The organism is Pseudomonas sp. RW409 (assembly GCF_003184125.1).
Taxonomy (GTDB): Bacteria; Pseudomonadota; Gammaproteobacteria; order Pseudomonadales; family Pseudomonadaceae; genus Aquipseudomonas; species Aquipseudomonas chlororaphis_I.
Genome location: NZ_QHHP01000042.1, coordinates 513,449 through 524,742, shown reverse-complemented (window position 1 = coordinate 524,742; position 11,294 = coordinate 513,449). Strand labels below are relative to the sequence as shown.

10 protein-coding genes are annotated in these 11,294 nt (G+C 62.5%); 4 read left to right on the top strand and 6 right to left on the bottom strand.

Annotated features, from left to right (window positions below; all coding sequences use genetic code 11):
- Positions 1-8 precede the first annotated feature (8 nt).
- Positions 9-572, top strand: a complete 564-nt coding sequence (locus tag DK261_RS29325) for a CsiV family protein (protein ID WP_009047970.1) — start codon at positions 9-11, stop codon at positions 570-572.
- Between the two features lie 11 nt (positions 573-583).
- Positions 584-3,277 (top strand): DEAD/DEAH box helicase, encoded by a 2,694-nt coding sequence (locus DK261_RS29320; protein ID WP_110177231.1) that lies wholly within the window; start codon positions 584-586, stop codon positions 3,275-3,277.
- A gap of 104 nt (positions 3,278-3,381) precedes the next feature.
- Here the strand turns inward: DK261_RS29320 and DK261_RS29315 are convergent, their stop codons facing one another.
- The 3 genes from DK261_RS29315 to DK261_RS29305 form a co-directional block, all read right to left on the bottom strand.
- Positions 3,382-4,125, bottom strand: coding sequence for an S-methyl-5'-thioinosine phosphorylase (locus tag DK261_RS29315; RefSeq protein ID WP_016704941.1), 744 nt, complete (start codon positions 4,123-4,125; stop codon positions 3,382-3,384).
- Between the two features lie 11 nt (positions 4,126-4,136).
- Positions 4,137-5,135 carry a beta-N-acetylhexosaminidase gene (nagZ, locus tag DK261_RS29310; RefSeq protein ID WP_177411742.1) on the bottom strand — a complete coding sequence of 333 codons (999 nt, stop codon included), beginning with the start codon at positions 5,133-5,135 and terminating at the stop codon, positions 4,137-4,139.
- Between the two features lie 204 nt (positions 5,136-5,339).
- A complete protein-coding gene (locus tag DK261_RS29305) occupies positions 5,340-6,047 on the bottom strand; it encodes a TetR/AcrR family transcriptional regulator (protein WP_009047966.1) in 708 nt (235 codons plus the stop codon).
- A gap of 252 nt (positions 6,048-6,299) precedes the next feature.
- Between DK261_RS29305 and lexA the strand changes: the two genes are divergently transcribed.
- Both lexA and sulA read left to right on the top strand, forming a co-directional pair.
- Positions 6,300-6,908, top strand: coding sequence for a transcriptional repressor LexA (lexA, locus tag DK261_RS29300; RefSeq protein WP_007921301.1), 609 nt, complete (start codon positions 6,300-6,302; stop codon positions 6,906-6,908).
- Positions 6,909-6,918: 10 nt separating this feature from the next.
- A complete protein-coding gene (gene sulA, locus DK261_RS29295; RefSeq protein WP_007921302.1) occupies positions 6,919-7,392 on the top strand; it encodes an SOS-induced cell division inhibitor SulA in 474 nt (157 codons plus the stop codon).
- 104 nt (positions 7,393-7,496) lie between these two features.
- On the opposite strand, the gene DK261_RS29290 is transcribed toward sulA, so the two are convergent.
- The 3 genes from DK261_RS29290 to topA all read right to left on the bottom strand — a co-directional run bounded on the left by DK261_RS29290 (position 7,497) and on the right by topA (position 11,282).
- Complete coding sequence (locus DK261_RS29290) at positions 7,497-7,730, bottom strand: hypothetical protein (protein WP_009042980.1); 234 nt, start codon at positions 7,728-7,730, stop codon at positions 7,497-7,499.
- A 273-nt stretch (positions 7,731-8,003) separates the two neighbouring features.
- Positions 8,004-8,528, bottom strand: coding sequence for a DUF6586 family protein (locus DK261_RS29285; protein WP_009047965.1), 525 nt, complete (start codon positions 8,526-8,528; stop codon positions 8,004-8,006).
- A gap of 141 nt (positions 8,529-8,669) precedes the next feature.
- Complete coding sequence (gene topA, locus DK261_RS29280) at positions 8,670-11,282, bottom strand: type I DNA topoisomerase (protein WP_009047964.1); 2,613 nt, start codon at positions 11,280-11,282, stop codon at positions 8,670-8,672.
- Between the last annotated feature and the right edge of the window lie 12 nt (positions 11,283-11,294).

Here is an 11,294-nt window from a genome sequence, read left to right as displayed (position 1 = left end):
GACGCCCCATGCGCCTGTTTCGCTCACTGACCTTGCTCCTGACCCTGGTCGCTCCCTCGGCGTTTGCCGACATGTATCAGGTCGAAATGATTCTGGTCCGGCAGAACGCGGTTCCCGCCATCGTCAGCCGCGCCGCCCCCGAAGACTGGGCCGCTGGCGCCCAACACCTGGGCGCCGACAGCCAGCGCACCCCGGCGCTGGGCAGCGTGGTCGAGAAACTCACCGCCAGCGGCGACTACAGCGTGCTGATGCACAAGGCCTGGCAGCAGGCGCTGGACGAAAACCCGGTGAAAATCGCCGTCAGCGAGGGCCAGGAACAGTTCGGCCAGTTCCCGATCGAGGGCACCCTGACCCTCAAGCTCGGGCGCTTCACCGATGTGGATGCGCAGTTCTGGGTCAACCAGATCGACAGCAATGGCCTGGTGACCGCCAGCGAACGCCTGAAGCAGGAAAGCCACACCAAGAACGGCCAGCTCAACTACCTCGACAACGGTCACCTGGCCCTGCTGATCAAGATCACCTCGCTGTCGGCCCCCGCGCCGCGCGAGGCGCCTCCTGAAATCGTGGACTGACAGAAGTCCCTATGCCCCCGACCCTGACCAAACCCCTGGCGCCTTCCTGGGTCAGCCGATTCAAGGAACAAGCCCTGGAGCGTGGCCGCCGCTACGCCCTGGAGAACCGCGTCAGGATCGTCCAGGCCGGCGACAGCGTCATCACCGCCAGTTGCGAAGGTTCGGGGGGCAACGTCTATCGACAGACCATCAGCCTGCGCGAGTCGGCCAAGAACACCTTGCTGATGGTCGAAGCCTCCTGCACCTGCCCGGTGCGCAGCAATTGCAAACACATCGCCGCGGTGCTGCTGAAAATCGAGGAAACCCTGGCCTACCCGGCAGCAGCGAAAGACGCCGAGCTGCTGGAAAAACTCCAGGCCGTGCTGGAAAACCGCAGCCCCGCCCCGCTGCCGCAACAGATCGTCGACAACGTGCAGCCAATACCCCGGCTGTGGCTGGCCAGCATCGAGTTCAGCGCCTTCGAACCGCGCAACGGCAAGATGCAGCGCTACATCCAGCACCGTGCCGCGCTGTCGTTCAGCTACCTGGAGGAATACGTCAGCGGGCAGAAAAACGCCGACGTGCTGATTCGCCAGGAACACCAGACCCTGCGCATCAAGCGCCAGCCGGAAGTCGAACAACGCTATCGCGAACAGTTGCGGGCCTTGGGTTTCAAGATCGCCACCCGGCAGAGCAAGGCCCTGCCGGAAAGCGCTGGCGAGCTGTATGAAATGGTCAACGACAGCGCCTGGCTGACCTTCACCCTCAACGAATTGCCCAAGCTGCGCACCCAGGGCTGGGAGCTGCAGATCGACGACGACTTCGGCTTCGACCTGACCGCCGTGGACGACTGGTACGCCACGGTGGACGAAGCGCCGGGGCGCGACTGGTTCGACCTGGAACTGGGCATCATCGTCAACGGCGAGCGCCTGAGCCTGCTGCCGATCCTGCTCAACCTGATGCGCTCCCACACCGAGATCCTCAACCCGGAACGCCTGGCCAAACGCCGGGATGACGAACTGATCCTGGTAAATATTCCCGGGCGTCCCAACTCGCCCAACGGTCCCCTGCAAGTGGCGCTGCCCTATGGCCGGCTGAAGCCGGTGCTGGCCACCCTGGGTGAGTTCTATCTGCAGGAGCCCGGAGAAACCACGCTACGCCTGAGCAGTGCCGACGCGACCCGCCTCAATCCGTTGGAAGACCTGCCCCTGCTCTGGGAGGGCGGCGAACATATCCGCTCCTTCGCCCAACGGCTGCGGGATATCAAGGATTACTCGGCCCCCGCGCCAGAAGGCCTGAACGCCACCCTGCGCCCCTATCAACTCGAAGGCCTGAGCTGGATGCAGTCCCTGCGCCAGCTGGAAGTCGGCGGCATCCTGGCCGACGACATGGGCCTGGGCAAAACCCTGCAGACCCTGGCCCACGTGCTCAGCGAAAAAAACGCCGGGCGCCTGGACCGGCCGTGCATGGTGGTGATGCCCACCAGCCTGATCCCCAACTGGCTCGACGAGGCGGCGCACTTCACGCCGCAGCTCAGGGTCCTGGCCCTGTATGGCGCTGGCCGCAAGAAGCACTTCGCCCGACTGGCCGACTACGACCTGATCCTCACCACCTACGCGCTGCTGCCCAAGGATGTCGAGCAGCTCGCCGCCCTGCCCCTGCATGTCCTGGTGCTGGATGAGGCGCAATACATCAAGAACCCGTCGAGCAAGGCGGCCCAGGCCGCGCGCGCGCTCAACGCCCGGCAGCGCCTGTGCCTGAGCGGCACGCCCCTGGAGAATCACCTGGGCGAGCTGTGGTCGCTGTTCCACTTCCTGCTGCCCGGCTGGCTGGGAGACGTGAAGAGCTTCAATCGCGACTACCGCGTGCCGATCGAAAAGCACGCCAGCGAAGTGCGCCTGCAGCACCTCAACGGGCGGATCAAGCCCTTCCTGCTGCGCCGCACCAAGGAACAGGTGGCCACCGAGCTGCCGCCCAAGACCGAGATCATCCACTGGGTGGAGCTCAATGAAGCCCAGCGCGATGTGTACGAAACCATGCGCCTGGCCATGGACAAGAAAGTCCGCGACGAGATCACCCGCAAGGGCGTGGCCCGCAGCCAGATCATCATTCTTGAGGCGCTACTGAAACTGCGCCAGGTGTGTTGCGACCTGCGCCTGGTCAACGAAGACGCGGTGCCGACGCGAGGCAGCTCCTCCGGCAAGCTCGACAGCCTGATGGAGATGCTCGAGGAGCTGTTCGACGAGGGCCGGCGCATCCTGCTGTTCTCGCAATTCACCTCGATGCTGAGCCTGATCGAGGCCGAGCTGAAGCGGCGCAACGTCGCCTATGCCCTGCTGACCGGGCAGACCCGCGACCGCCGCACGCCAGTCAGGGACTTCCAGAGCGGCAAGCTGCAGATCTTCCTGATCAGCCTGAAAGCCGGCGGCGTCGGCCTCAACCTGACCGAAGCCGATACCGTGATCCACTACGACCCCTGGTGGAACCCGGCCACGGAAAACCAGGCCACCGACCGCGCCTATCGGATCGGCCAGGAGAAGCCGGTGTTCGTCTACAAGTTGATTGCCCGCGGCACGGTGGAAGAGAAAATCCAGCACCTGCAACAGGAGAAGTCCGACCTGGCGGCGGGCGTGCTGGATGGGCGCAAGGCCGGCGACTGGAAGCTGCAGAGCGAAGACATCGAAGCCCTCCTCGCCCCGCTGCCCGACAAGAAAGGCGGACGCTGATCTGTAGCCGCTGGCGCAGCCTGTGATCGGCTGCGCAGCAGGCGTGAATACGCGGATTCAGGTTTTGCGAGCGCTACGCGCTCGATCGCAGCCTTTACCAGCGGCTACAGGTTTGCCGCGAGGACCCGCGCCAGCGTCGACTTCACCTTGCCCATGCCGTCCTGCAACGCCTGTTCGATCTCGGCCATGGTAATCACCGCAGCGGACTTGCCCGCCGCCGGGTTCACCACCAGCGCCAGGCAGGCGTAGTCCAGCTCCAGCTCACGGGCCAGCGCCGCTTCCGGCATGCCGGTCATGCCGACGATGTCGCAGCCGTCACGCTCCAGGCGGGCGATCTCCGCCACGGTCTCCAGGCGCGGGCCCTGGGTGCAGGCGTACACACCCTGGCTGCTGAATTCACAGCCTTCGGCCTCCAGCGCGACAATCAACTGCTGGCGCAGCGACTCGCTGTAGGGATAGCTGAAGTCGATGTGGGTGACCTGCTCCAGGTCGTCGGCAAAGTAGGTGTGCTCGCGACCGCTGGTGTAGTCGATCAGTTGATGCGGCACGCAGAAATGCCCGGAGCCCATCGCCGGATGAATGCCACCCACCGCGTTGACCGCCAGGACCGCCTCGGCGCCAGCCTGCTTCAACGCCCAGAGGTTGGCCCGATAGTTCACCTGATGCGGCGGCAAGCGATGCGGATGACCGTGGCGCGCCAGAAACAACACCTCGCGCCCGGCGTATTCACCCTTCTGGATATCCGCCGACGGAGCGCCATAAGGCGTGTCCAGGGGCAAGGATTGGTGAATGCTCAAGCCTTCGAGCCGGGTCAGGCCGGTACCGCCGATAATCGCGTAAACCGTCATCGCAAAAGTCCTTAATCGATCAGCTGGGCATCCTTGAGTGCGCCGAGCGCCGCCAGCCAGCGCGGATCCTGGCGATAGTCGGTGCAAGCGAACGCCTGGCCGCGCATCCGCGCAATACGCGCCGACGGTGTCACTTTCAGGCGCTGGGCCGTGCTCAAGGCCAGCTCGGCCGCCGCCCGGTCGTTACACACCAGGCCCATGTCGCAACCGGCCGACAGCGCCGCTTCGATCCGGCTCGCGGCATCGCCAACCACGTGCGCACCGGCCATCGACAGGTCGTCACTGAAGATGACGCCGTCGAATTGCAATTCACCGCGCAGGATCTCTTGCAGCCAACGGCGGGAGAACCCGGCCGGCTGGGCATCGACCTGAGGGTAGATAACGTGGGCCGGCATCACCGCCGCCAATTGCTTGCTCAGGCGCGCGAAAGGCACCAGGTCCTTGGCACGAATCTCGTCGAGGCTGCGCTCGTCGTTGGGGATCGCCACGTGGGAGTCCGCCTCGGCCCAGCCGTGCCCGGGGAAATGCTTGCCCGTGGCCGCCATGCCGGCACTGTTCATGCCACGGATAAAGGCACCCGCCAGCAACGCGGCGCGCTCGGGGTCGCCCTCGAAGGAACGAGTACCCACCACAGCGCTGCGCTGATGATCGAGGTCCAGCACCGGCGCGAAGCTCAGGTCCAGGCCGACGGCCAGCACTTCGGTGGCCATGATCCAGCCGCACTGCTCGGCCAGGTATTCGGCATTCGGGTTGTCGGCGATGGCACGCATGGCCGGCAGCCGCACGAAGCCCTGGCGCAGGCGCTGCACGCGGCCGCCTTCCTGGTCCACCGCCAGCAGCAGGTCCGGGCGAATCGCCCGAATGGACGCGCTCAGCTCACGCACCTGCCGCGGATGCTCGATATTGCGGGCAAAGATGATCAACCCACCCACTTCGGGCTGGCGCAGGAGCTGGCGATCTTCAGCTGTCAGCCAGGTACCGGCGACATCCACCATCAAGGAGCCTTGCAGGCCTGTGGTCATAGCAATTCCTTAGTAACGAAGTGCGCGCACGGCATCGCAAAGGGTGCTGGCGTGGCGCGGACGCACGAGTCCATTGCCGGCGGCAAAGCCCGGCAAGCGACGATCGGCGAAAGATGTGAAAGGAGGTAGGAAACGAGAGTCGACATGGGCGGCTAGCTTAGCGGATGTAAGCTGCCGCGCCCACCCGGACGGTCAGGCCTTGGCGACCGCCGGAGTCGATTTGCTGCGCGGCTTGAGTTGCGCCGCAGCCATGGCATCGTCGGTGACGCCGGTTTCAGCGCGCATGCCGGCCGCGAGGAATGGCACCATCAGGCGCATTACCTGCTCGATCGAGGTATTGACCCCGAAGTCGGTCTCGGCAATCGCCCGCAACGCCTTGATCCCCGACATGCTGAACGCCGCCGCTCCGAGCATGAAGTGCACACGCCAGAACAGTTCGATCGGAGGGATGCGCGGCGCAGCTTCGTTGACCAGCAGCATGTAGCGGCGGAATACCTTGCCGTACATATCTTCCAGATAACGCCGCAGGTGCCCCTGGCTCTGGCTGAAGGCCAGGCCCAGAAGACGCATGAAGATGGACAGATCGTTGCCGCTGCGAGGCTGGACCACCAGGGCCTGCTCGACGAGGATTTCCAGCAGCTCTTCGAGGCTTGGCTTGCTGTCCGGCTTGGCCGAACGCCGCTCCAGCTCACGGTCGAGGCTGATGCAGAACGGCCCGAGGAAGCGCGAGAACACTGCCTGGATCAGGGCCTTCTTGGAACCGAAATGATAATTCACCGCCGCCAGGTTGACCCCGGCCTTGCTGGTGATCAGCCGCAATGAGGTTTCGGCAAAACCTTTTTCCGCGAACAACTGCTCGGCAGCATCGAGAATGCGTTCAACGGTTTCCGACTGGGCCATGGCTACTCCGCCTGACAAACACTTGTTTGAAACATACGTTTCAGCCCCAGTCTTGTCAAGCCTGCCTGTCCGTTTTGCGGCCGGTCAGTCAGCTATTTAACCATACCTGCCGCGTCCTGTAGCCAGCCACGCGACACCAGGCATGCGCAGCGGCGACCCGACCGTCCAGCGGCGACTGGAAAAAGGAGGATTGCCAAGCGCCATTCACTGTATATAATTCCAGTCACTGTATAAAAAGACAGAGCGATCGATATGCTAAAACTGACGCCACGCCAAGCTGAGATTCTGGCTTTTATCAAACGTTGCCTCGAAGACAACGGCTACCCACCGACCCGCGCGGAAATCGCCCAGGAACTGGGTTTCAAGTCGCCCAACGCCGCCGAAGAACACCTCAAGGCGCTGGCCCGCAAGGGTGCGATCGAAATGACTCCAGGCGCCTCTCGCGGCATTCGCATCCCGGGGTTCGAAGCCAAGCCCGACGACTCCAGCCTGCCCATCATCGGCCGGGTTGCCGCCGGCGCGCCGATCCTCGCCGAGCAGCACATCGAAGAGTCCTGCAATATCAACCCGGCCTTCTTCCATCCACGCGCGGACTACCTGCTGCGGGTTCACGGCATGAGCATGAAGGACATCGGCATCTTCGATGGCGACCTGCTGGCCGTGCACACCACTCGCGAGGCCCGCAATGGCCAGGTCGTCGTCGCCCGCATTGGCGACGAAGTCACCGTGAAACGCTTCAAGCGCGAAGGCAGCAAAGTCTGGCTGATTGCCGAAAACCCTGAGTTCGCCCCTATCGAAGTCAACCTGAAAGATCAGGACCTGGTGATCGAAGGCTTGAGTGTCGGCGTCATTCGCCGCTAAAGGAGGCTCTATGCAGTTCCCTCACACACCACAGCATGCACAACTGCCGCTGTTCGAAGCCTTCATGGCCCAGCCTCTGGCGCCTATCCTCAAAGAGGTAGTCGAATCGCCCTGGAGCAACGAACCGGAAGCCTTCAGTGAACTGTCGTTACGCGGTGCCGCCGGGAACTGCCTGAGCCTGCTGGCGCCTATTCTCAGGGAACTGAGCCAGGACCAGGATGCACGCTGGCTGACATTGATTGCCCCGCCGGCAAGCCTGACCCAGGCCTGGTTGCGAGATGCCGGCCTGAACCGCGAACGGATCCTGCTGCTGCACCCGCGCGGCGCCCAAAGCGCGCAACAGCTGGCTTGCGAGGCTCTGCGCCTGGGACGCAGCCACACCGTCGTCAGCTGGCTCAATCCATTGAACAGCAGCGCCCGTCAGCAACTTATCAGCGCAGCCCGCACGGGCGACGCACAAAGCCTGAATATTCGTCTGGGCTGACCGCTAGAAGCGTCGATGGACACGCTTGAATGACACAAGGCTTCTCCAGGATTGAGAAGCCGAAAGGAGGCGACGAACGACAGCAAAAAAACCGACAAACGGACTCAGTGAAGAATCCGTGGTCCCTCTTCTTTCTCCAATTCGCCTTCAACCAGGCGACCCGCCATCTGCACACCCACGCTCAACATGGCCTTGGCCACCTCGACATGCTGGCCTTGCAAGAAGGCTTTGGCATCCTCTGAAAAGTCCAGAGTGACCAGAGAACCCTCGTCCTCAGCCCTGCGCAGCTCGATACGACCGTCTGGCAATTCGACAATTTCTAGAAAGGACGTTGGCATAAAGGTCTGTTCTCCACGAAAGGCCGGGATTATATCAGTCATCACCCCGACCTCGCGCGGGCCCAAGCGGTTTTCTTTATTTGCCCGGGGTTACGAGCAGGCATTTGTCACAGAAATTCGATTTGCAATCAGAACTGGCAACGGCTTCCTAAGCGGAAAAACCGCGTAATGACCTGTTTCTTGTTAATGGCGCGCTGACCATCGAGCTTGGGAGCATCTGGACGCCGTTGTTGAACACCTACTCATCCTTGAATGATGGGTCGTACCAGCAACTCAACACTCATTCAGACCGTCACGGAAGCGTATAGCCAAAGCCTTGAGGTTCTGACGCCATTGCTCCAGCTCTTCCCGGCTCAGCTCCGGCGCCTGCTCTTCTTCATCGAGGTTCACTGCGACGATCAGCGGCTGGGTGACATCGCCCTTGGGTTTATGCGGTACCCGCGGTGGCTGGAACATCGCCGAATGGGCAGCCAGCAGCTTCGCCAGCCAGGTTTCCGGGTTATGGGCCAGCTCCACCAACTCGGCCAGCTCGGGGATGGCGATGCTTTCCAGCACCTCGCGGGTCAGCAGCAGCTCCGCGCGAGGCGCATTGGCCTGCGGGAGGCGATAGAAGCCAGCAATCTCGTGACACAAGCCAAGCAGCGCGCCGTACAGATGAAACAACACCGACTCTCGCCCTGCCTGTACCAGCGCCTGAGCATTCATTGCCCCGCCCGCTTCGGCTCGCGCCAAGGCTTCCAGCGACAGGCCGGCGAAGTAAATTTTCTGGTTGGTACGGGTATAGAGTTCGTGGGCCATGACGGCAATCTCCACAACGAATAGATAACAGCGGGCTGGCCGTACAGTGTCGTGGAACACTCCAGCCCACCGCAAGCCCAAAAGAAAGGCCGCGTACCCTTAGAAGTTTACGCGGCCTGTCAGAAGCGTCCGATGCGGACCTTAACGCTTGTCTTCGACTTTCCAGCTACCACCGTCGTAGAACGCACGCCAACCGGTCGGCTTGCCGTCGACTTCGGTCTGCACGTACTGCTCCTTGGTCTTGCGGCTGTAGCGAATCACCGCCGGACGACCCTCCGGGTCCTTCTTCGGCGCTTCGCAGAGGAAGTGATACTTCGGATCGATCTCGTCCTTGTGCGGGATCAGCTCGAGCACCAGCGGTGCGCGGGTCTCACGGTTTTTCGGGAACTGGCTGGCTGCCAGGAACAGACCCGAAGCCCCGTCGCGCAGGATATAGGTGTCGTTGACCTTCTCGCATTTCAGCTCGGGCATCTTCACCGGATCCATCTTCGGCGGCGCCGCGTCACCGCTCTTGAGCAGCTTGCGGGTGTTCTTGCAGGTTGGGTTGGTGCAGCCGAAGAACTTGCCGAAACGACCGGTCTTGAGCTGCATCTCGCTGCCGCACTTGTCGCACTCCAGGCTCGGACCTTCGTAGCCCTTGATGCGGTAGCTGCCCTCTTCGATCTCGTAGCCCGCGCAATCCGGGTTGTTACCGCAGATGTGCAGCTTGCGTTTCTCGTCCAGCAGATAGGCGTCCATCGCCGTGCTGCAGATCGGGCAACGGTGCTTGCCGCGCAGTACCAGCGACTCGGATTCACCCTCGTCGTCTGCGGCGATCTCGTCGCCCGGCACCAGGTTGACCGTCGCCTTGCAGCGTTCTTTCGGTGGCAGGCTGTAACCCGAACAACCGAGGAACACACCGGTGGACGCCGTACGAATCTGCATCGGACGACCACAGGTGAGGCACGGGATATCGGTCATCACCGGCTGGTTGGCGCGCATGCCGCTGTCGCTGCCTTCGGCCACTTCGAGCTTCTTCTTGAAGTCGCCGTAGAACTCGTCGAGGACGTTTTTCCAGTCGCGCTCGCCCTGGGCCACGTCATCGAGGTGCTCTTCCATGCCGGCAGTGAAGCCGTAGTCCATCAGGTTGGAGAAACTCTCGGACAGACGCTCGGTGACGATGTCGCCCATCTTTTCCGAATAGAAACGACGGTTGTGCAGCGCCACGTAGCCACGGTCCTGGATGGTGGAAATGATCGCCGCGTAGGTCGAAGGACGACCGATGCCACGCTTTTCCATTTCCTTGACCAGGCTGGCTTCGGAGTAACGCGCCGGCGGCTTGGTGAAGTGCTGGCTCGGGTCGAGCTTGATCAGCTTCAGCACATCGCCCTGCGCCATGTCCGGCAGGACATCGTCGTCGCCCGGCTTGCTCATCTGCGGCATGACCCGGGTGTAACCGTCGAACTTGAGGATACGGCCCTTGGCACGCAGCTCGAAGCCACCAGCGGCGACGCTGACGGTGGTCGACAGGTATTGCGCCGGCAGCATCTGGCAGGCCACGAACTGGCGCCAGATCAGCTCGTAGAGGCGCTCGGCGTCACGTTCCATGCCCGACAGCTTGCTTGGGTGGGTATTCACATCGGACGGCCGAATCGCTTCGTGCGCCTCCTGGGCCCCTTCCTTGCTGCTGTAGAAGTTCGGCGAGGACGGCAGGTACTTGTTGCCGAACTCTTCTTCGATATAGGTCCGCGCCATCGTCAGGGCATCAGCCGAGAGGTTGGTCGAGTCGGTACGCATATAAGTGATGTAGCCGGCTTCATACAGACGCTGGGCCATCATCATGGTTTTCTTCACCCCGAAGCCCAGGCGGTTGCTCGCGGCCTGCTGCAGGGTAGAAGTAATGAACGGGGCCGACGGCTTGCTGCTGGTCGGTTTGTCTTCGCGCTTGGCGATGGTGTAGGTCGAAGCCTTGAGCTTCTCCAGCGCCGCCATGGCCTGGGCTTCGTTCAGCGGCTTGAAGGCCTCGCCGTTTTCACGGGCCACTTCGAAGCGCACATTGGCGCCCTTGGCGGTGCCGAGGTCGGCATGAACTTCCCAGTACTCTTCAGGGATGAAGGCACGGATTTCGCGCTCGCGCTCCACCACCAGCTTCACCGCCACCGATTGCACACGACCGGCAGACAGGCCACGGGCAATTTTGGCCCACAGCAGCGGCGAAACCATGTAACCCACCACGCGATCGAGGAAGCGACGCGCCTGCTGGGCGTTGACCCGATCGATATCCAGCTCGCCCGGCTGGGAGAAGGCTTCCTGGATCGCCTTCTTGGTGATTTCGTTGAACACCACGCGCTTGTAGCGGCTGTCATCCCCACCAATGGCTTCCCGCAGGTGCCAGGCAATGGCCTCCCCTTCGCGGTCCAAGTCCGTTGCGAGATAGATGGTGTCGGCATCCTTGGCGAGCCGGCGCAGCTCTTCGATGACTTTTTCCTTGCCTGGAAGGATCTCGTACTTGGCTTTCCAGCCGTGGTCCGGATCGACTCCCATGCGCGAGACCAGTTGCTTGCGCGCCTTCTCCTTGGCCGACAGCGCCGGTGCTTCACCAGCAGCCGCCTTGCCACGCTTGGCGGCAGGCTCTTTGGCGGCGCTCGCCGAACCACTGGTGGGCAGGTCTCGGATATGGCCGATACTCGACTTCACCACGTATTGGTTACCCAAGTACTTGTTGATGGTCTTGGCCTTAGCCGGGGATTCCACAATGACCAGCGATTTGCCCATGGATCGGAAAAT